This window comes from Bosea sp. BIWAKO-01, assembly GCF_001748145.1.
In the GTDB taxonomy this organism is placed as follows: domain Bacteria; phylum Pseudomonadota; class Alphaproteobacteria; order Rhizobiales; family Beijerinckiaceae; genus Allobosea.
This window is the reverse complement of record NZ_BCQA01000001.1, coordinates 1,694,024-1,713,054: the sequence shown is the minus strand read 5'-3', so window position 1 is coordinate 1,713,054 and position 19,031 is coordinate 1,694,024. Positions and strand designations below refer to the sequence as shown.

Annotated in this window: 18 protein-coding genes; 6 read left to right on the top strand and 12 right to left on the bottom strand. The window is 65.0% G+C overall.

The genetic code is table 11. From position 1 onward, the window contains the following. Nucleotides 1–44: 44 nt before the first annotated feature. From BIWAKO_RS07885 to BIWAKO_RS07870, 4 genes are read right to left on the bottom strand one after another with little or no spacing between them, the layout of a single operon-like run. Nucleotides 45–1,058 carry a TRAP transporter substrate-binding protein gene (locus BIWAKO_RS07885; RefSeq protein ID WP_069878129.1) on the bottom strand — a complete coding sequence of 338 codons (1,014 nt, stop codon included), beginning with the start codon at nucleotides 1,056–1,058 and terminating at the stop codon, nucleotides 45–47. Nucleotides 1,059–1,090: 32 nt separating this feature from the next. Beyond that, nucleotides 1,091–2,374, bottom strand: a complete 1,284-nt coding sequence (locus tag BIWAKO_RS07880; RefSeq protein ID WP_069878127.1) for a TRAP transporter large permease — start codon at nucleotides 2,372–2,374, stop codon at nucleotides 1,091–1,093. Further along, nucleotides 2,371–2,916: a TRAP transporter small permease gene (locus tag BIWAKO_RS07875; protein ID WP_069878125.1), complete on the bottom strand. Its 546-nt coding sequence runs from the start codon at nucleotides 2,914–2,916 to the stop codon at nucleotides 2,371–2,373. The genes BIWAKO_RS07880 and BIWAKO_RS07875 overlap by 4 nt, the downstream gene beginning before the upstream one ends. Continuing rightward, nucleotides 2,876–3,664, bottom strand: coding sequence for a FadR/GntR family transcriptional regulator (locus tag BIWAKO_RS07870; protein WP_069878122.1), 789 nt, complete (start codon nucleotides 3,662–3,664; stop codon nucleotides 2,876–2,878). The genes BIWAKO_RS07875 and BIWAKO_RS07870 overlap by 41 nt, the downstream gene beginning before the upstream one ends. Nucleotides 3,665–3,862: 198 nt before the next feature. Here BIWAKO_RS07870 and BIWAKO_RS07865 point away from each other — a divergent pair, with 198 nt between their 5' ends. Continuing rightward, complete coding sequence (locus BIWAKO_RS07865) at nucleotides 3,863–4,147, top strand: acylphosphatase (protein WP_069878121.1); 285 nt, start codon at nucleotides 3,863–3,865, stop codon at nucleotides 4,145–4,147. Between the two features lie 134 nt (nucleotides 4,148–4,281). On the opposite strand, the gene BIWAKO_RS07860 is transcribed toward BIWAKO_RS07865, so the two are convergent. From BIWAKO_RS07860 to BIWAKO_RS07835, 6 genes are all read right to left on the bottom strand, one after another. Beyond that, nucleotides 4,282–5,265, bottom strand: coding sequence for a MurR/RpiR family transcriptional regulator (locus BIWAKO_RS07860; RefSeq protein WP_069878119.1), 984 nt, complete (start codon nucleotides 5,263–5,265; stop codon nucleotides 4,282–4,284). Beyond that, entirely contained in the window at nucleotides 5,262–6,230 is a 969-nt protein-coding gene (locus BIWAKO_RS07855; RefSeq protein WP_069878117.1) for an ABC transporter ATP-binding protein, read from the bottom strand. The genes BIWAKO_RS07860 and BIWAKO_RS07855 overlap by 4 nt, the downstream gene beginning before the upstream one ends. Continuing rightward, nucleotides 6,227–7,219, bottom strand: a complete 993-nt coding sequence (locus tag BIWAKO_RS07850; protein ID WP_069878115.1) for an ABC transporter ATP-binding protein — start codon at nucleotides 7,217–7,219, stop codon at nucleotides 6,227–6,229. Before BIWAKO_RS07850 ends, BIWAKO_RS07855 begins: the two co-directional genes overlap by 4 nt. A 1-nt stretch (nucleotide 7,220) precedes the next feature. Continuing rightward, on the bottom strand, nucleotides 7,221–8,081 hold the full coding sequence (locus tag BIWAKO_RS07845; RefSeq protein ID WP_069878113.1) for an ABC transporter permease: 861 nt from the start codon (nucleotides 8,079–8,081) through the stop codon (nucleotides 7,221–7,223). Continuing rightward, complete coding sequence (locus tag BIWAKO_RS07840) at nucleotides 8,078–9,019, bottom strand: ABC transporter permease (protein ID WP_069878112.1); 942 nt, start codon at nucleotides 9,017–9,019, stop codon at nucleotides 8,078–8,080. Before BIWAKO_RS07840 ends, BIWAKO_RS07845 begins: the two co-directional genes overlap by 4 nt. Before the next feature lie 79 nt (nucleotides 9,020–9,098). Continuing rightward, nucleotides 9,099–10,664 (bottom strand): ABC transporter substrate-binding protein, encoded by a 1,566-nt coding sequence (locus tag BIWAKO_RS07835; protein ID WP_069878110.1) that lies wholly within the window; start codon nucleotides 10,662–10,664, stop codon nucleotides 9,099–9,101. 180 nt (nucleotides 10,665–10,844) lie between these two features. Between BIWAKO_RS07835 and BIWAKO_RS07830 the strand changes: the two genes are divergently transcribed. Next, on the top strand, nucleotides 10,845–11,996 hold the full coding sequence (locus BIWAKO_RS07830; protein WP_069878109.1) for an amidohydrolase/deacetylase family metallohydrolase: 1,152 nt from the start codon (nucleotides 10,845–10,847) through the stop codon (nucleotides 11,994–11,996). 355 nt (nucleotides 11,997–12,351) lie between these two features. Then, a complete protein-coding gene (locus tag BIWAKO_RS07825) occupies nucleotides 12,352–12,660 on the top strand; it encodes a hypothetical protein (RefSeq protein WP_069878107.1) in 309 nt (102 codons plus the stop codon). A gap of 7 nt (nucleotides 12,661–12,667) precedes the next feature. Here the strand turns inward: BIWAKO_RS07825 and BIWAKO_RS07820 are convergent, their stop codons facing one another. Together BIWAKO_RS07820 and BIWAKO_RS07815 are read right to left on the bottom strand one after the other, a co-directional pair. Then, complete coding sequence (locus BIWAKO_RS07820) at nucleotides 12,668–13,825, bottom strand: glycosyltransferase (RefSeq protein ID WP_371331871.1); 1,158 nt, start codon at nucleotides 13,823–13,825, stop codon at nucleotides 12,668–12,670. A gap of 29 nt (nucleotides 13,826–13,854) precedes the next feature. Further along, nucleotides 13,855–14,475 carry a MarR family winged helix-turn-helix transcriptional regulator gene (locus tag BIWAKO_RS07815; RefSeq protein WP_084651214.1) on the bottom strand — a complete coding sequence of 207 codons (621 nt, stop codon included), beginning with the start codon at nucleotides 14,473–14,475 and terminating at the stop codon, nucleotides 13,855–13,857. Between the two features lie 340 nt (nucleotides 14,476–14,815). On the opposite strand from BIWAKO_RS07815, the gene BIWAKO_RS07810 reads away from it, so the two are divergent. The 3 genes from BIWAKO_RS07810 (at nucleotide 14,816) to BIWAKO_RS07800 (ending at nucleotide 19,022) form a co-directional block, all read left to right on the top strand. After that, nucleotides 14,816–16,564: a type I secretion system permease/ATPase gene (locus BIWAKO_RS07810; RefSeq protein ID WP_069878104.1), complete on the top strand. Its 1,749-nt coding sequence runs from the start codon at nucleotides 14,816–14,818 to the stop codon at nucleotides 16,562–16,564. Beyond that, the gene (locus BIWAKO_RS07805) at nucleotides 16,561–17,916 is read left to right on the top strand and encodes an HlyD family type I secretion periplasmic adaptor subunit (RefSeq protein WP_084651213.1); all 1,356 of its coding nucleotides are present in this window, start codon (nucleotides 16,561–16,563) and stop codon (nucleotides 17,914–17,916) included. Before BIWAKO_RS07810 ends, BIWAKO_RS07805 begins: the two co-directional genes overlap by 4 nt. 311 nt (nucleotides 17,917–18,227) lie before the next feature. Then, nucleotides 18,228–19,022 carry a calcium-binding protein gene (locus tag BIWAKO_RS07800; protein ID WP_069878102.1) on the top strand — a complete coding sequence of 265 codons (795 nt, stop codon included), beginning with the start codon at nucleotides 18,228–18,230 and terminating at the stop codon, nucleotides 19,020–19,022. The last annotated feature ends 9 nt before the right edge of the window (nucleotides 19,023–19,031 follow it).

The following is a 19,031-nucleotide window of genomic DNA, read 5'->3' as shown; positions in this document are numbered from 1 at the left end:
GGCGGTAGCCCCAGAGCGATAGTGTGGCTCCGGGGCCCTCCTGATCAGTTGGTGCCGCGGATCTTGGCGAGATCGGCCTTGAGACGGTCGATCGTCTCCTTGCCGATCGTGGCCTCGTGGCGCTGGTAAACGGCCGCGGTAGCCTCGCGCATCTTGGTCAATTCGTCGGCTGAGACGTCCGAAACCTGCATGCCCTGCTTCTTCAGGTTCGCCATCGACGTGTCGTTGAGCGTGCGCGAGACACGGCGCTCCTCATCGCGGCCAACGGTCGAGCACTCGTTCAGGATCGCCTGTTCTTCGCTGGAGAGCTGGTCCCAAAGCTTCTTGGAATAGAGCACCAGGAACGGGGTATAGGCGTGGCGTGTCATCGTCAGGTACTTCTGCACCTCGTAGAGCTTCGAGGTGTCGATGGTGACGAGCGGGTTTTCCTGGCCGTCGATCGCGTGCGTCTCGAGCGCCGCGAAAACCTCGCCGAACGCCATCGGCGTGGCGTTGGCGCCCATGCTCTTGAAGCTGTCGAGGAAGATGTTGTTCTGCATCACGCGGACCTTGAGCCCGGTGAGCTCTTCAGCCTTCGAGACGGCGCGCTTCGAGTTGGTCAGGTTGCGGAAGCCGTTTTCCCAGTAGGAGAGATTGACGACGCCGAAAGCAGGCAGCTTGTCGGAGATGTACTTGCCGAAGGCTCCGTCGAGGACTGCATCGGCTTCCTTTTCGTTGGTGAAGAGGAAGGGCAGGTCGAAGACGCCAAGCGCAGGCATGATGCCGACCAGCGGCGAGGAGGAGGTGATGACCATCTCCTGCGTGCCGGCGCGCAGCGCCTGCGTCGCCTGCAGGTCGCCGCCGAGCGCGCCGCCCCAGAAACCCTGAAGCTTCAGCTTGCCGCCGGACTTTTCAGTCATGCAGGCGCGCATCTTGGCGACTCCGTTGCCGACCGGGTGGTCCTCGTTGATGCCGTTGGAAACACGGATGTTGCGTTCCTTGATCTGCGCCTGGGCGGACCCTGCAAGCGCCGCAAGTGCGACGCCGGCGAGGATGGAGACGAGACGTGAGCTCAGCATGGGCTTTCTCCCTGATTGCCTTGGTTTTTGGATTAGCGGCCGCTCAGCCAGGCAAGCGGAACGGTCACGAGTTGCGGGAACAGGATCATCAGGAACATCGCGACGGTCTGGGCGACGAGGAATGGCCAGACGCCGCGGATCACCAGCGTCATCGGGATACGGGCCACGCCGCAGACGACGTTGAGCACGATGCCGACCGGCGGCGTGATCAGGCCGATGGCGTTGTTGATGATGAAAAGCACGCCGAAATAGATCGGGTCGATGCCCGCCTGCTTGATCACCGGCATCAGTACCGGTGTCAGGATCAGCACTGTCGGCGTGAAGTCGAGCGCAGTGCCGACGACCATGACCAGCAGCATGATGACGATCATCAGGACCGTCTTGTTGTCCATGAAAGGCTCGAGCACGCTCGACAGCTCGGCGGGGATATTGGCCTGGGTGATGAGCCAGGCCGAGACGACGGCCGCGGCGACCAGCAACATGACTGCGCTCGTCGTCTTGGCTGCGGTCAGCGCCACCTTGTAGAGGTCGCGCGGCTTGAGCTCGCGATAGACGAACATGCCGACGACGAGCGCGTAGACGGTCGCGACCACGGCCGCCTCGGTCGGCGTGACGATGCCGAAGCGGATGCCGCCGAGGATTGCGAGCGGCATCAGCAGGGCAAGCGAACCGTCCCAGGTCGCCTTCAGGCGCTCGGCGCCGCTGCGCCGCGGCAGGACCGTGATCTTGTCGTGGCGGCAGACGATGAACCAGGCGATCACCAGCGACAGGCCGATGAGCAATCCGGGAAAGACACCCGCGAGAAAGAGCTTGGTGATCGAGAGATTGGCGGCCACGCCGAAGACGATGAAGCCGATCGAGGGCGGGATGATCGGGGCGATGATGCCGCCAGATGCGATCAGGCCGGCCGAGCGACCGGTGTCGTAGCCGGCCTGGCGCATCATCGGCAGCAGGATCGAGGCGAGCGCAGCGGTATCGGCCGCAGCCGAGCCTGACAGCGAAGCCATGATGATGGAGGCGAAGATCGCGACATAACCCAGGCCGCCATGGAGATGGCCGACCAGCGAGAGCGCGAAATTGACGATTCGCTTGGACAGGCCGCCGGCATTCATCAGCTCGCCGGCGAGCAGGAAGAACGGGATCGCCAGGAGCTGGAATGAATCCGCGCCGATGATCATGTTCTGGGCGATGATCTGGGTGTCGAAGACGCCGAGCCAAAGCATCAACGCGACCGCACAGACGATCAGCGCAAACGCGATCGGCATGCCGAGCGCCATCGCCCCGCAGAGCGAGAGGAGGAAGATGGTGATCGTCATTCGAGGTGGCCCTTCAGGTCATGCGAAGGGTTGCCGCTGTAGTCGCCGGCAAACTCGGCCAGTTCGAATTCGCCGAGCTTTCCCGTCAGGGCGCGAACGAGCCGGGCAAGAGTGATGAAGCCGATGCCAATCCCGGCGAAGTACAGCACACCATAGACATAGCCCATGCTAAGCCCGGTGACCGGCGCGACCGCGGTGGCGTTGATCTCATGCTGCTTCCAGGTGCCGTCGAGCAGCATCAGGCTGCAGGCCAGGATGAAGGCGTCGCTGATGATCATGCAGATCAGCCGGCCCTGGCGGCCGAGGGCGCCAACGAGCGTGTCGACGCCGAGATGCCCGTTCTCGCGCATCACCACGACCGCGCCGATAAAGGTCAGCCAGACGAAGAAATAGCGCGACAGCTCCTCGGACAGGTCGAGGCCGGAATTGAAGGCGTAGCGCAGGACGACGTTTCCGAAGACCATCACGACCATCCCGGCGAGCAGAATGACCAGGACAGCCTCAAGCCCTCGTAGGATCCAACTTTCGGCTTTGGCGAGCATGATGCGTTTCCTGTGCGTTTCTTTTTGTCGTGCCTTCGTCCCCGACGGGAACCGCCCGCCCGGGGGCGAGGTCGATATCGGCCTGGGCAACTTTCAGAAGCGCGATCATGGTCTCGCGGGCCTGCTCGGGCCTGCGCGCGGTGATCGCGGATGCGACATGGCGGTGGATCGCGACGGAGGCCTGTGCCCGCTCGTGGTCGTGCATCGAAAGCCGGAACGAGGCCTTCAGCACGGCATGCAAGATCGGCTTGAGCTGGAGCAGGAGACTGTTTCCGGACGCCTCCAGAATGGCCTCATGGAAGCGAAAATCTGCCGCCTCATGTTCCGCTTTGCCCGGGGCGCTCGCCATCTCCTCCAGCGCCGCCGTGACGGTCCCGATCTGAGCGGGAGTACCGCGCTCGGCGGCGAAGGCTGCTGCCGCAGGCTCGATCATGCTGCGCAGCTCGAGAAGATCGCGCTCGAAGCCGCTCGCCATGTCGGCGTCGGTGATCCAGTCCATCACCTGAGGGTCGAGCAGCCGCCACGATGACATTGGCTGGATGCGCGAGCCCACGCGGGGGCCCGTTGTGATCAGCCCGAGCGCCTGAAGGGTCTTCGTCGCTTCGCGGATCACCGTGCGGCTGACGGCGAATTGGGTGGCGAGCTCGTCTTCCCGCGGCAATGCCCCGTCGTTGCCGATCTGGCCGCCGACGATCATGCGGCCAAGGCGGTCGACCAGATGCGAATGGAAATTGGAAGGGCGCGCCATGATATGATCATATCATCATATGATTGATTGACGCGCAAGCCGCCGGTCGCGAGCCCGCAACGGCATTGCGAGGATGCGTCGTCGAAGGGCGTCCGGTAGTATGGGGATGTCCGTTCGCCCGGCTGCGATGGTCAGCCTGAGGTTGAGCGATGCAGTGCCCGTGCGGTTGTCGCGGGTGCGCAAAACACGGCAAGGGGCATGAACCTTCACCTGATCATCTCTGGCCGCGTTCAGGGCGTTGGCTATCGGCAGTGGTTCTGTGCGCGCGCACGCGCTGCGGGTGTAGCGGGCTGGGTGAGAAACCGGGCCGACGGCACGGTGGAGGCCGTGATTTCGGGGCCGCCCGACATCATTGAGATGCTTACCGCGGATGCCTTCGATGGGCCGTCTGGGGCCGGCGTCCAAGACATCGATCGCAGCGAGGTTGATGCCTCGCTCCTCGGCGCTCCGGGCGAGGGCTTCGTCATCGCGCCCAGCGTTTGAACGGGTGATGGGCAAGGCGCCAGGAAGTGAACGGAGGCGGTGACGGGCAGGTTTCCCGCGCTGGTCGCCCGCCATCGTGGCGCAATCGGACACGAAGAGGTTGGCCCGCGCAGAGCCCACACCGGTCCTCTCGATCAGTCCTGCGGATCGGCCTTCGGGTCGGAGTCCAGCATCTGGCGCCAGCCCGCATGCAGCACCGACGGGTCTTCACGGTCGACGCTGTAATGGCGCAGGACGTGCTGCACATCGTTCATGCGGCCGATCAGCTGCGGGCCCTGACGCAGGCCGACAAGGATCATCAGCACTTCGATGGCGATGAGCTGGACCACATAGGCATCCGTCCCGACCAGCATCGCAGTGTCGTGCGGAACATCCAGCGGCAGCGCGACGTCGGCGAGCTGCGCAAGCGGCGTTCCGCCTTGGGCCAGCGCGATGATCGTTGCTCCACGGGCCTTGCCGACCTCGACGGCGCGCAGCAGTGCCGGCATGCGGCCGACGAAGGAGATCGCGACCAGCACATCCTCCGAGGTCAGCGTTGCTGCCGCGACGAGCTGAAAATGCGCATCGGAAAAGGCATTGGCGTTCAGGCCGAGGCGGAACAGCCGTGCCTGCAGATCCTGCGCCAGGAAATGCGAGGTTGCGCCGGTGCCGAGGCAATCGATCCGCCTTGCCTTGCTGATCGCAGCCGCGGCGCGATCGAGATCGAGCGGATCGATGCGGCGTTGCCATTCGGCGAGAACGGTCGTGATGCTGCCGGTGACGTTGCGCAGCACGTCGCTCGCGGTCTCCCCCATCCGCACGGAGCGGTGCAGGAATGGCGCGCCGAGCGCCACCGCTCCGGCGAGCTTCAGCTTGAGGTCCCTCAGGCCCTGGCAGCCGACCAGCCGGGCAAAGCGTACGATAGTCGGCGCGCTGACCCCGGCGCGCGCCGCGATATCCTCGACATTCGCCTTCACCACCCATTCGACTTCGTCGAGGAACAGGCGCGCCACCTTCTGCTGGCTCTCGGACATCGCGCCGAGCCCCTGCCGGATGGAGCTCATGATGTCCGAGGCGCCAATCGAATCGTCGGGGCCGCTGGGGCGGCCGGCTGCGTCAGCAGGGACGATGTCTGTCATGCGCTCGGACTGTGGCTGATATCGAAATGACAGGCAAACTGATGTTCCGATCCCGCCCCGCGCAAGACCGGGGCCTCCCTGGCGCAACGCTCCGTCGCGTGCACGCAGCGGGTACGGAAAACGCAGCCCGAGGGGGGAGCGAGCGGAGACGGAATGTCGCCGGTCAGCATGCGCTCGCGCGGCGGCGCGTCCGGGTCGGGCCTCGGCGAGGCGGCGATCAGCGCCCGCGTATAGGGATGGCGCGGATGGCGGGCGACCTGCTCCGTCGAGCCGACCTCCATGATGCGGCCGAGATAGAGCACGGCGATCCGGTCGCACATCAGCTCGACGACATCGAGGTCATGCGAGATGAACAGCATTGCCAGCCCGAGCCGGCGCCGCAGGTCCTGCATCAGGTTCAGCACCTGCGCCTGCACCGAGACATCGAGGGCCGAGACCGGCTCGTCGGCGATGATCAGTCGCGGCTCGACGGCGAGAGCCCGCGCGATGCCGATGCGCTGCCGCTGCCCGCCGGAGAACTCATGGGGGTAGCGCTCCATATGTGCGGCGGGCAGGCCGACGAGTTCGAGCAGTTCGGCGATCCGCGCCTTGCGAGCCGCGCCGCGCGCAAGGCCATGGGCATCGAGCGCCTCGCCGATGATGCTGCTGACGCGCAGCCGCGGATTGAGGCTGGCATAGGGGTCCTGGAACACCATCTGCGCCTGGCGCCGGAACAGCCTCAGCCGGCGTTCCGGCGCTGCCGTGATGTCCTGTCCTTCGAAACGGATCTGACCTGCCGACGCATCGATCAGGCGTAGCGCAAGCCGGCCGATCGTGCTTTTGCCCGACCCAGACTCGCCGACCAGCCCGAGCGCTTCGCCACGCGCCAGCGAGAAGCTGACATCGTTGACGGCGCGCACCAGGTGGGGGGCTTTGCCAAAGCTCTTGGAAAGACCTGCAATCGTGAGGAGCGGTTCTGTGCTCATGCAAGTTCCCTCCAGCGCAGGCAGCGTGTCTGCCGCCCCGCATCACTCTCCAGCATGGGGGCCTCGACGGAGCAGGCAGGCGTTGCATCAGCGCAGCGCGGCGCGAAGGCGCAACCGCGCTCGACGCGCGAAACCTGCCCCGGGATCGAGCGCACGACGCGCCGACCGCTTGCATCCTGGATTGCGCGCGACGGCATGCACTCCAGCAGGGCGCGCGTATAGGGGTGGCGCGGTGCGTTGAAGAGGTCCCGAACCGGCGCGCTTTCGACCACCTCGCCTGCGTACATCACCGTCACGCGGTCGGCGATCTCGGCGACGACGCCGAGATTATGCGTGATGAAGAGCACGCCCATTCCAAGCTCGCGCCGCAGCCGGTCAAGCAGCGTCAGCACCTGCGCCTGGATCGTGACGTCGAGCGCCGTGGTCGGCTCGTCGGCGATCAGCAGCGCGGGCCGGCAGGAGAGCGCCAGCGCGATCATGACGCGCTGGCGCATGCCTCCCGACATGTGATGCGGATAGTCCGAGGCGCGGCGCGCGGCATCGGGGATTTCGACGAGGCCAAGCATCTCGACGGCGTGGGCCCAGGCCTTGCGTCGGTCATAGCCGAGATGCAGTCGCACCGCCTCGGCGATCTGCTCGCCGACGGTCAGCACGGGGTTCAGGCTGGTCATGGGCTCCTGGAAGATCATGGCGATCTCGGCGCCGCGCAGCGCCTGCATGGTGGCCCGGGGCGCGGTGGCGAGGTCGATCGTATCGCCGGAGCGGCGGCGGAACAGGATGCGGCCCCGCGAGACCCGCCCCGACGGGCGTGGCAGCAGGCCCATGGTGGCAAAACTCGTCACTGACTTGCCGGAGCCGGATTCGCCGACCACCGCGACGGTTTCGTTCTCCGAGATCTGCAGCGAGACGCCACGCACCGGTGTCACCTCGCCTTCCTCGGTGCGGAAGGAAACGGCGAGATCTTCGATGGCGAGAAGGGGCGCAGTCATCTCACAGCGCCTTTCTGAGCTTGGGGTCGAGCATGTCGCGCAGGCCGTCGCCGACGATCTGCAGCGAGAGCGCGACCAGCACGATCGCGACACCGGGAAATCCGACGACCCAGAATGCGTCCTCGGCATATTGCTGGCCCGACGCGATCATCGTGCCCCAGGTCGGCGTCTCCGGCGGAACACCCGCTCCGAGGAAGGACAACCCGGCTTCGGCAAGGACCGCATAGGCGAAGATGAAGGTCGCCTGCACCAGGAGGGGCGAGGCGACGTTGAGCAGCACATGCACGAAAAGGATGCGCCAGATCGAGACGCCGAGCGCGCGTGCCGCCTCGACGAAGGGCAGTTCCCGCACCACCAGCGTCGAGGCGCGGATCACGCGGACGACGCGCGGCGTATAGACGATGGCGAGCGCCAGCACGACATTGCCCGCAGAGGCGCCGAGCACCGCGACGAGGAAGATGGCGAGCAGGATGTCGGGCAGAGACATCAGGGCATCGACCAGGCGCATGATCACGGCGTCGGCGCGCTTGAAATAGCCGGCGACGAGGCCGAGCGCAGCCCCGATCGAGATCGAGATCACGACGACGGCAAGCCCGATTCCCAGTGAGGCGCGGGCTCCCCAGATCACCCGGGAGAAGACGTCGCGGCCGAGCTCGTCCGTACCGAACCAGTTCACCTCGCCAGGCGGGCGCAAGCGCCTTGCCAGGCGCATCGAGGCAGGATCGAACGGGGAGAGCCAAGGGGCGAGCAGGGCGAGCGCGAAGGCAATCACAAGGATCACGGCTGCGAGGAGCACCAGCTTGCGGCGGAAGAGCCGGCGCAGGAACAGAAGTGTCGGAGCTGAGGTCACGGCGGAGCTCATTGGCGCACCCGCGGGTCGACGAGGGTGTAGATCACATCGATCGCCAGGTTGATCAGTGCGTAAATCGCCGCGACCGCCAGAAGCGCGCCCTGGATGACGGGATAATCGCGGCGCAGCACCGCCGACACGACGAGATTGCCGACGCCGGGCAGGCCGAACACGGTCTCGGTCACGATCGCGCCGCCGATCAGCAGGGCGAGCGTCAGGCCGAGCACGGTGATGATCGGGACGAGCGCATTGCCGAAGGCGTGGCGCAGCACCACGCGCAGTTCCGAGATGCCCTTCGCCCGTGCCGTCCGCACGAAATCGGCATCGAGAACATCGAGCATGCTGGCGCGGGTGAAGCGCGTGATGAGAGCGGAGTTGACGACGCCGAGCACGGCGGATGGCAGAAACAGGTGCTGCAGCCGCTCGAAGAAGGAAGCGTCGGGCGCGCCGTAGCCAGCGACGGGGAACCAGCCGAAACGCACGGCAAAGAGCTGGATGAAGATCAGGCCGAGCCAGAAGCTCGGGATATTGGCCGCGAGCATGGCGAGCCCGCTCACCGCCTGGTCGATCGGGCGGCCGCGCCAGACCGCGGAGGCGATGCCAGCCGGGATGCCGATCGCCGCGGCAATGGCGAGCGAGAACATCGCGAGGAAGAAGGTCGGTTCGGCGCGCTGCAGCAGCGCTTGGGTCACAGGCTGTTGCAGGAAGATCGACTGGCCGAGATTGCCGGTCGCGCATTCCTTCAGCCAGAGCACGAATTGCAGCAGGAGCGGCTTGTCGAGGCCGTAAGCCTCGCGCAGGCGCGCCACATCCTCCGGCGTCGCCTGGTCGCCGAGCATCAGGGCCGCGGGGTCGCCGGGCGCCAGCCGCGTCAGGAAGAAGACCAGCGCGGCAACGAGAAAGAGGACCAGCAGCAGGCCGGCGAGGCGACGTCCGATATGTGCGAGCACCGGATGCGCTCCTTTCGCGGGAAGCGGATATGACTGTGGCGGGGTGCGCGAACGCACCCCGCCACATCAAGCTTGCGCCTTACTTGGCGAGAGCGACGTTCCAGAAGGACGGCCACGGCATGGCCGCATAGCCGGACAGCTTCGGCGAGGCGCCCGCCAATGCGGCGAAGTTGCCGGCGCGGATATAGGGCACCTCGTCATAGACGACCTGCTGGACCTTGCCCCAGAGCGCGCCGCGCTTCGCCGGGTCGGGCTCGTTGTTGAAGGCGCTGAGCGCGGCCTCCTTGGCCGGGCTCGACCACCAGCCCGGAGCGCCTTCGCCGAGTTGCGGCGGAGACAGCATTGGCTCGGGCAGGAAGGCCGAGTGGGTGATGTAGATGTCCCACAGCGCCGGGTCGCCGCGGCGCTGGACAAGGGTGGCCCAGTCCACGACATCGAGCTGGACCTTGAAGCCCGCGGCCTTGAGCTGTTCGGCCATCACCAGCGCCATGCGGTGGTGGAAATCATACTGCTTCGAGTTGAGGATACGGATCGGCGCTCCGTCATATTTGGCCTCGGCCAGCAGCTTCTTGGCGCCGGCGACGTCCGGCTTGCTGTACTTGTCCTTGCCGGCCTCCGAATAGAACGGCGAGCCCTTCGGGAAATGCTCGGCCGCCAGTGCGAAGAACTTCGGCTCGCCGAAGCCGGCCATCATCACCTCTTCGAGGTCGAGCGCCATCTGGAAGGCCTGACGGACCTTCAGGTCGGCCATCGGCCCCTGCTTGGTGTTGGTCGGGAAATACGGGAAGCCGAAGGGCATGGTCAGCACGGGGCGCGTGCCGCTCGCGGCCGAGACCTTCTTGTAGCTCTCGACCGGCAGCTGGTCGGCGAACTGATACTGGCCGGCGATGGCGCCTTCGACGCGGGTATTGGCGCTCGGCACCGGGATGAAGCGCAGCTCGTCGATCTTGGCTTCGCGCTTGCCGGCATAGCCGGAGGCCGGCTCGCTGCGTGAGGCGTAGCCATCATGCTTCACCAGCACGACGAACTGGTCCGGCTTGCGCTCGCGGAACTTGTAGGGGCCGGTGCCGACGAATTCGGTCAGCGGGGTGGCGATCGATTCCTTCGCCATGATCGCGGCGAAGCCGGAGGGCAGCGCCAGATGGGCGAGCAGCGCCGGCTCGACCTTGCTGAGCTGGATCTCGACGGTCGACGGGCCCTTGGCGGTCAGGCTCGCAAGGCTCTTCGCCAGGCCCTTGCCGCGCGGCGTCATCTCGAGCCAGCGCTTCAGCGAGGCGACGACGTCCTCGGAATCGAGGTCACGGCCGTTATGCAGCTTCACGCCCTTGCGCAGCTCGATCGTGTAGGTCTTGCCGTCCGCGGACGCCGTCGGCAGCGCGGCCGCCAGCATCGGCTGGGTCGCCCAGTTCGCATCGAAGGTGAACAGCGGCTCGTAGACATGCTGCATGATCGTGCCGACCAGATCCGCAGTCGACGCCATCGGATCGAGCGACTGCGGCTCGCCGACCATGGCGAGATTGGCGCTGGATACGCTCTGGGCCATGGCCGCCATCGGCATCAGCGCAGCCGAAGCACCGAGGGCCGCTGCCAGGATGCCCAGTCCGCGCCGGGTGACAGAATTCTGATTGTGATCGCGGTTCCGCATTGGCCTCTCCCTGCCGTTCGCGTTGCCTATTGTGAGGGTGATGAAAATTTATTACGCAAATAACATCTGTCAATCGTCAAATTTCATGCTGCATAGCAATATGTGGGTGAATATGCGCCGAAGTGATTGATATTTCTATCTGGCTCTGTAATTAAATTCCATATGACCCAGGGGTAACCAATGTCCTCTCTCGATCTGGTTCTGCGCGGCGGGCGGGTTGTCGACCCTGGCCAGGGCATCGATGCGGTTCTTGATGTCGGCATTGCGGACGGGCGCATTGCAGCCCTGGCGCCGCGCCTGGAGGCTCCGCAGATCCACGATGTTTCCGGCAGGATCGTCACGCCCGGCCTGATCGACCTGCACACCCATGTCTATTGGGGCGGGACGTCGCTGGGGGTCGACCCGCTGACCCTCGCGCGCCGCGGCTGCACCACGCTCGTCGATACCGGCAGTGCCGGTGCCGGAAATTTCGACGGCTTCCGCCGGCATGTCATCGACACCTGCCCGGTGCGAATCGTTGCCTATCTCAACATCTCCTTCGCCGGCATCTATGCCTTCTCGAAGACCATCATGGTCGGCGAGAGCGGTGACCAACGCCTGCTGGCGCCGATCGACACCCTGGCGGTCGCCGAGGCCAATCGCGATGTGCTCGCCGGTCTGAAGGTGCGCGTCGGCCATCACGCATCAGGCACTGCCGGCCTCGTCCCGCTCGAAATCGCGCGCCAGACGGCGGAGCGGCTCGACATGCGCATGATGGTGCATATCGATCATCCGCCTCCGACGCTCGAGCAGGTGCTCGCCCTGATGCGCCCCGGCGACGTGCTGACCCATTGCTTCCGGCCGTTCCCGAACTCGCCCGTGACGCGGGATGGCGGCGTGCTGCCGGCCGTCAGTGCGGCGCGTGAGCGCGGCATCATCTTCGATATCGGTCATGGCATGGGCTCGTTCTCCTTCGACGTCGCCCGCACCATGCTCGCCAATGGCTTTGCTCCGGACACGATCTCCAGCGACGTCCACGCCTTGTGCATCGAGGGGCCGGCCTTCGATCTGACGACGACGATGTCAAAGTTCCTCTGCCTCGGCATGCCGGTAGGTGAGGTCATCAGGCGCACGACGGTCAATGCAGCGCAGGCGATCGAGCGTCCGGAACTGGGTACGCTTGCCCCCGGGACGATCGCCGACATCTCGATCCTGTCGCTTGAGGCCGGGGCCTTCGACTATATCGATTCGACCGGCGCGATCCTGCAGGGCGCCGAGCGCCTGACGGCGGCGGGGATCGTGACCGGCGGCCGCCTCTGGGAGACTTGCCAAGAGGCGAGGCAAGCTGGCTGAGGCATCGCGCCGCGACATGCGTCGCGGCCGCGCTTCCGGGTTGCTCGGCGGCTGCCTGGCGGCGGCTCCCGGCTCGCGGGCAGCCTGATGCTGCAGAACCGTCGCGGCGACGGCCTGATGCCGCGGGCGTCAGGCCCGCGACGGTTCATTTCCTGTGCTTTGGAAGAGGTCGAGCGCGGGGGCGCATCGGCCTCGGCGGATCAAGGGCTCGGGGAACGACGCCCGGCACTTTCTTTCCTCAATGAAACGGTAGTATAGTTCTGCATTCTGCATCCGATGGCGGCCGGACGCAGGATTTTCTACTCGCGGCAGTAATAGGTCCGGTTCTTCCGGGCAGACGGAAAGGCCGGCAGCCATGATGAGGGGAACTGAACCGCTTGAAGTCTGGGAGATCATTTCCTCCCCAGCCGGCTATGCGGCCCTGCAATACGCAGCCGAGCAGGGGGATCCTCCCCTCGAGCCTTTGGTCACACTCATCGAAGAAACCTGCGGAACTTGGTTATCCTGCGACCCCGCAACCCATCTCAAGCGCATTCACAGGATGGTGGCGCGGCTGATGATGGCCGATGGCTGGCAGGAGGCCGGCGTGAAGCCGATGCGGCGTGGACGCCTGATCACCGAGGCCATGACCTTCCAGCGCGGCCCCGCCCAAATGGTCCAATAGCGCGGCTTCAGCTGGCCTCGACCCAGGGCATCTCCGTCCCCGTGGGATCGCCCTGTGCCGCCAATCTCTCGATCAGGCGCATCTGTCGGTCGAGGCAGCTTTCCAGCTCGAATCTCGCCTGCACTGTCGCCCGTGCCGCGCGGCGCAGGCCCTCGAACTCGCCCTGCCGTTCGAGGGCTTGCACGATCGTGGCTGCCAGGGCCGGCACGTCGTGAAACGGAGCGAGCAGCCCGTTGCGGCGGTCGGTGATCACCTCCTGGACCGGAGGAGTGCGTGAGCCGACGACCAGGCTGCCGCAGGCCATCGCTTCCAGCAGGGACCAGGAGAGGACGAAGGGCACAGTCAGGTAAACATGAGCCGCGGAGACCTGGAACAGCCGCCGAAGCTCCTGATGTGCCAGCCAGGAGATGTGAACGAGGCGCTCGCCAAGCCGGGTTTCCTGCAGCATCGCCTCGCGCCAGAGGCGCCCATCCGGACGCGACCGGCCATAACCTGCGCCGTCCCCGCCGACGACAACGAAGCGGGCATCGGGTCTTGTCTGTGCGACCAGCGCGGCGGCGCGCATGAATTGCGGATAGCCGCGATAGGGATCGAGGTCGCGGGCGACGAAGGTGACGATCTCGTCGCCGGCGCGAATCACGCTGCCATCGGGCAGTGTGAAACTGGCCTCCGCATTCGGCCGGGATAGCTGCGTATCGATGCCGTCATGGCAGATCGCGATCCGGTCCCGGATGCTGGCAGGGTACTGTCGGTGCTGCCAGCGCGTCGGGGTATAGGCGGCGTCGATGGCCTGCAGGGTCAGGAGTTGCGCGGCATTGCGCATTCTCAGCCGCATCCGCTCGGCGTCCGTCGCTTCGTCCGCGGGTTCGAAGTCAAAATCCGAGTCCCGATCGTTGTAATAGTACTCGCAATAGCCGAGCATCGGCGTGTCCGGCAGCACGTCCTTCGCGAAGAGCAGCCCACCCCAGCCGGTATGGCCGATGATGACGTCGGGTCGTTCATTGCGCGGCAGTCGCCGCAGGACGGAAGCCACGGCTTCGCCTGTCCTGACGTGATATTCCGTCGCGGCGAGGCTGGGGCTCGCCGTTACGGGTCCGCTGACGGTGTAGAGAATCTGGCGCAGTCCGGGACGGACGGCTTCCGCATGTTCCGTGACCAGCGTCACCTCGGCGCCGTCGCCGAGGAGGCGCCCGATCAGGTGAGCGAATTGACCAGATCCTGAACGATGAACGAATAAGACGCGCATGACGCCAGCAGAACCCCTCCATAGCGCAGGGCGTCGCTCCAGAGTTGCTCGAGACGCCGCAAGGTGTCGTAGGTCGTTCGCATGTCCGGTTCGACGTCGAGATCCTGGCTCGGGCCGAACTGGTTGCTCTCATCGAGCTGCTTGAGTCGCTCGACCAGAAGCTGGCCCTTGGGGGACAGCGAGATTCGGGCAAGCCGCCGGTCACGCGGCGAGGCGCCGCGCTCGAGATAGCCGCTCTCGACCAACTGCTTGAGGTTATAGGAGGCGTTCGAGCCGAGGTAATAGCCACGGTCGAGCAGGTCGCGCACCGCGATCTCCCCAGTGCCGATCGTCAGCAGCACCATCACCTGCGAGGGCGAAACATCATCGACGCCCAGCCGGGTCAACTCCAGGCGCAGATAGTCGAGAAAGCGCCGGTGGACCCTGTCGATCAGGCGGGCGAGGTCGAGCTGGGTGACGGTGTTCCTCGAAATTCCATTGTCCGAATCAGTTTTCCGCTCTGGTCGGCCGGGCTGGCCGTTGACTGCGGCACCCAGGAACTGGGCGCCGTATTGCGGTTTCGAATGCATTCTCTACTCCGCCTCGTTTGAAAATGGGCACCCCGCCCGAAGAAAACCCCTTCTGGAGTGGAATAGCCTATACGCAAAGCACATGCCATCGACGATATGTGGAAACTAAGATTGTAGCAATTTTTTGATAGGTATAAACTGTTTCAAAATTCAAAGTATTGCGTTTTTTGGCCATATTCCTCTTTAATAATCGAAGATATTCGATTCTTAGTCTGTCATCATAACGACACTCCTAGCGCAACATGCTAGTAATCGATCGTGTCCCCTTCTAGCGATATTTTGTGGTTGATGATTGGCCGTCACCCCGGCCGATCCGGACCCCTCTGCAACGGAGATATGAATGAAGGTCGCAGCCTCGGCGCCCGATGGTTTGATCCGTGAACTGCAGCGCTCCTTTGCCGGTGGCCTTGCCTATGCGGCCTTCCTGAGTTTCTGCGTCAACATCCTGTTGCTGACCGTGCCGATGTTCATGGTGCAGGTACAGGACCGTGTCATCGTCAGCCGCAGCTTCGACACGCTCACCATGCTGCTGGTGATCGCGATCGCAGGTCTCGTTCTCTACGGCGTCATCGAGTTCATTCGCTCCCTGACCTTCCAGACCATGGCGAGCGGCTTCGCCCGGCGCCTCAATCTGCCGGCGCTGGAAGCGGCCGTCAGTGCTTCGCTCGAACAGGGCTCGGCCCAGGCCACCCAGGCGATTCGCGACCTGAACGATATCCGCTATTTCATTGCGAGCTCGGCCATCGCGACGCCGCTCGAGGCGGCCTGGTCGCCGATCTTCCTTGCCGTGCTCTTCGCCTTCCACCCGGTTTACGGGCTCGTAGGTGCAATCTCGCTGGTCATATTGCTGATGCTCGGCGTGCTCTCCGACGTGCTGACGCGCCGCGTGCTGAAGGAGGCCAACGAAGAAGGCGTCGCCAGTATCAATGATGTCGGGGCCAGCCTGCGGCACGCCGAGACGATCGAGGCCATGGGCATGCTGCCGGCTCTGGCCAGGCGCTGGCGCGGCAAGCAGGTGGCGATGATCGAGCTGCTCGATCTCGGCACGCGCCGCGGCAAACTGATTGCAGCCGTGACCCGCGCCTCGCGCATGACGATGCAGCTCGCGATCTATGCGACCGGTGCCACGTTGATCATCAAGAACGAAGTCTCGGTGGGCACGCTGATGGCGGCGAGCATCCTGCTCGGCCGCCTGCTGGCGCCTTTCGATTCGATGATCTCCGACTGGCGGCAATGGGTGCTCGCGGCCGCCGCATGGAAGCGCGTTCGCGATCTGCTGCTGCTCGGCTCGTCACGGCGCCAGACCACCGCCAATCCACCGACCCAGGGCGATCTGGTGATCGACCGCGTCGTCTACGCTCCGACCGGTGCCGAGCAGACGGTCATCAAGAGTGTCTCGTTCTCATTGTCGCCGGGCGAGGTGCTCGGCATCGTCGGCCCGTCTGGAGCCGGCAAATCGACTCTGGCGCGACTGCTCGTCGGGGTTCTCAAGCCGAATGTCGGCGGCGTCTATCTCGACGGTCACAATGTCTATCTCTGGGAGCGCGCCTCCTTCGGCGCCATGGTCGGCTATCTGCCGCAATCGGTCTCGCTGCTGAACGGTACCATCGCCGACAATATCGCCCGGATGCGTGTTCCGGAGCCGCAGGCCATTCTCGAGGCCGCCCGGACTGCCGGCGTGCATGAGCTGATCGGGCGCATGCCGCTCGGCTACGACACGAACGTCAATGACGGCGACTTCAAGCTCTCGGGCGGCCAGCGCCAGCGTATCGGCCTCGCCCGGGCGCTATACGGCGCGCCGCGCCTGCTGGTGCTGGACGAGCCCAATGCCAATCTCGATGCGGAAGGCGAACAAAGCCTGATCCGCGCCATCAATGCCGCACGCGACGGCGGTGCCATGGTCATCCTGATCGCGCATCGCCCCTCGGTGATGCAGATCGTCGACAAGATCCTGGTGCTGCGCGAAGGCAGGATCGCCCAGTTCGGACCGCGTTCCGCGATCGCCGGCATGATCACGCCTGGTGGTCTCGTCGAAATCGAACCCAAGCCGCAGACCGGCGCGAGCAAGCCCCGCGAGGTGACGGCATGAGCAAGCTCCCAGCCCCCATGAGCATGAGCCGCGCGCTCGTCCCGGTCACCCCCGTCGAGGAGCCGGAGGAGCGGATGCCCTCGCTGCGCAATCTCGTGCTGGCCGGCGTCAGCGCGATCGCGATCGGCTTCGGCGGCTTCGGGGCCTGGGCGGTGACGGCAAGGCTCGACAATGCTGCCGTCGCGGTCGGTACCGTCGTGGTCGACAGCAAGCGCAAGACCGTCAGCCATCTCGAGGGCGGGGTCCTGAAGATGCTGCTCAAGCTTGAAGGGGACCGCGTCGTCAAGGATGAGCCCCTGCTACGGCTCGAGGACGCACGTGCCCGCGCCGAGCTGCAGCAACTCCACGGCAAGCGCGTCGGCTTCGAGGCCAGGCTGGCCCGGCTGCGCGCCGAGCAGAACAACGCGACGGAGATCGACTTTCCCGATGATCTCAAGATGGCGGGAACGCCGATCGCGCAGGAGGTCATCAGAGCGGAACGCAAGCTCTTCCAGGCGCGCACCCAGGTCTATGACGGGCGCATCAGCATCCAGAAGCGTGTCATCGAGCAGCATCAGGCCGAGACCGAGGCGCTTCAGGCCCAGATCGAGGCGACGCGCTTTCAGCGTAGCCTGATCGACGAGGAGGTCCGCGTGGTCGGGGACCTCTACGAGAAGCGCTATGCCAAGCGCAGCCAGCTCGTCGAACTCCAGACCAAGCAGAGCGAGCTTGCCGGGCGCAGTGGCGAAGCCGCGGCCCGCAAGGCCAAGGCGGAGCAGGCGGTCGCCGGCGCGCAGCTCGAGATCACCTCGCTCGGCCTCGAACGGCAAAACGAGATCGCCAAGGATCTGCAGGATAGCCAGCTCGCCTTGTCCGAGGTGGTCGAGCGCATCGTTCAGGCTGAGGACGTGCTGCGCCGCCTTGTGGTCATGTCCCCGCAGGAGGGTATCGTCGCCAATATCCGGGCGCGGACCGCCGGAAGTGCGATTGCCGCCGGGGAGGCCATTCTCGACATCGTGCCCGAGCGCGAGCCCCTGATCGTCGAGGCCAAGGTCGATCCGCGCGACATCGACTCAGTCAAGCTCGGTGCCGAGACGCGGGTGCGCCTGACCGCCTTCAATGCGCGGCTGATGCCGCCTCTGATCTCGAAGGTGACCTATGTCGCTGCCGACCAGCTTGTCGATGAGAAGACCGGCGTCGCCTATTTCATCGTCCGGGCCGAGATCACGCCAGAGAGCCTCGCCCAGAACAAGGTCACCCTTCATGCCGGCATGGCGGCAGAGGTGCTGATCGTGAACGGCTCGCGGCGCGCCGTGGACTATTTGCTGGCCCCCTTCGCCGAGAGCTTCAACCGGGCGTTCCGGGAGGACTGAACAGGGGCGGGCTGGTGCGAATTTTCGCAATGAATTCAGCAAAGTAAGAATACGTTTCGATTTATATTTCGAATTTTGAAATTCATTCAACGTATAACGCTCGACAATTAGAGAATTAATGGCAGTAAATCTTTTCGCGCCATAATATTGTCACAACAAAACTCTTGCTGCATCGCACATATTCGGTAGGCTTAGCTCCGTTGAGCAATGACGAGTCATCTGCTCGTCATTGGGGCGGCGCCGTTAGTCGGAGTGAGCGGCGAATGCGCGCCGGTCCTCAAGGCGCTTCAATCCACTCCCAGGAGGTGACTATGGCCACGATAGAAGGCAGCGCGTTCGACGACTTCTTGATCGGTAGCCGGTTCAGCGACGTGATCCACGCCGGAGCCGGAGACGACATCGTCAAGGGCGGCAACGGCGTCGACACGCTGTTCGGCGAAGAGGGTAACGACCTGCTTTTCGGAGATGGCGGCAACGACGCGATCTTCGGCGGCGAAGGCAACGATATCCTCTTCGGCGGCCAGGGTGACGACATCCTGTCCGGCGACGAGGGCAATGACGCGCTCTTCGGCGGCGAAGGCAACGACATCCTCTCCGGCGGAGCGGGCGACGACATCCTGCGCGGCAATGACGGCGATGATGTCCTGCTCGGCGGTGAGGGCAACGACATCCTGCAGGGCGGTCCTGGCGACGACATCCTTCAGGGTGGCGCCGGCAACGACGTGCTGCAGGGCGGCGACGGCACCGACGTGCTCATGGGCGGTGATGGCAACGACATCCTTCAGGGTGGCGCTGGCGATGATCTGCTCTTCGGCGGTGCCGGCAACGACATCCTGCATGGCGGCGCCGGTAGTGACGTCTTCGTCTTCGACGGCGGCGGCGGCAACGATCTCGTTCTCGATTTCGAAGCCGGCCACGACATGCTGCAGATCGCATCCGACATCAACGGCACCGGCGTGTCCTCGGCCGAGGACGTCGCCGCGCGCACGACGTCGGTCAACGGCAACGCCGTCGTCGATCTCGGCAATGGCGACACGCTCACCCTCGTCGGCGTCAGCGCCGAGGACGTCCAGAGCGATCCGAACTCCTACTTCACCGTCGCGTAACGACCTCGC

Excerpts from the sequence above, each read along its gene's own strand:
- BIWAKO_RS07885 (WP_069878129.1), bottom strand. The coding sequence starts at position 1,058 with ATGCTGAGCTCACGTCTCGTCTCCATCCTCGCCGGCGTCGCACTTGCG.
- BIWAKO_RS07880 (WP_069878127.1), bottom strand. The coding sequence starts at position 2,374 with ATGACGATCACCATCTTCCTCCTCTCGCTCTGCGGGGCGATGGCGCTC.
- BIWAKO_RS07875 (WP_069878125.1), bottom strand. The coding sequence starts at position 2,916 with ATGCTCGCCAAAGCCGAAAGTTGGATCCTACGAGGGCTTGAGGCTGTC.
- BIWAKO_RS07870 (WP_069878122.1), bottom strand. The coding sequence starts at position 3,664 with ATGGCGCGCCCTTCCAATTTCCATTCGCATCTGGTCGACCGCCTTGGC.
- BIWAKO_RS07865 (WP_069878121.1), top strand. The coding sequence starts at position 3,863 with ATGAACCTTCACCTGATCATCTCTGGCCGCGTTCAGGGCGTTGGCTAT.
- BIWAKO_RS07860 (WP_069878119.1), bottom strand. The coding sequence starts at position 5,265 with ATGACAGACATCGTCCCTGCTGACGCAGCCGGCCGCCCCAGCGGCCCC.
- BIWAKO_RS07855 (WP_069878117.1), bottom strand. The coding sequence starts at position 6,230 with ATGAGCACAGAACCGCTCCTCACGATTGCAGGTCTTTCCAAGAGCTTT.
- BIWAKO_RS07850 (WP_069878115.1), bottom strand. The coding sequence starts at position 7,219 with ATGACTGCGCCCCTTCTCGCCATCGAAGATCTCGCCGTTTCCTTCCGC.
- BIWAKO_RS07845 (WP_069878113.1), bottom strand. The coding sequence starts at position 8,081 with ATGAGCTCCGCCGTGACCTCAGCTCCGACACTTCTGTTCCTGCGCCGG.
- BIWAKO_RS07835 (WP_069878110.1), bottom strand. The coding sequence starts at position 10,664 with ATGCGGAACCGCGATCACAATCAGAATTCTGTCACCCGGCGCGGACTG.
- BIWAKO_RS07830 (WP_069878109.1), top strand. The coding sequence starts at position 10,845 with ATGTCCTCTCTCGATCTGGTTCTGCGCGGCGGGCGGGTTGTCGACCCT.
- BIWAKO_RS07825 (WP_069878107.1), top strand. The coding sequence starts at position 12,352 with ATGATGAGGGGAACTGAACCGCTTGAAGTCTGGGAGATCATTTCCTCC.
- BIWAKO_RS07815 (WP_084651214.1), bottom strand. The coding sequence starts at position 14,475 with ATGCATTCGAAACCGCAATACGGCGCCCAGTTCCTGGGTGCCGCAGTC.
- BIWAKO_RS07810 (WP_069878104.1), top strand. The coding sequence starts at position 14,816 with ATGAAGGTCGCAGCCTCGGCGCCCGATGGTTTGATCCGTGAACTGCAG.
- BIWAKO_RS07805 (WP_084651213.1), top strand. The coding sequence starts at position 16,561 with ATGAGCAAGCTCCCAGCCCCCATGAGCATGAGCCGCGCGCTCGTCCCG.
- BIWAKO_RS07800 (WP_069878102.1), top strand. The coding sequence starts at position 18,228 with ATGGCCACGATAGAAGGCAGCGCGTTCGACGACTTCTTGATCGGTAGC.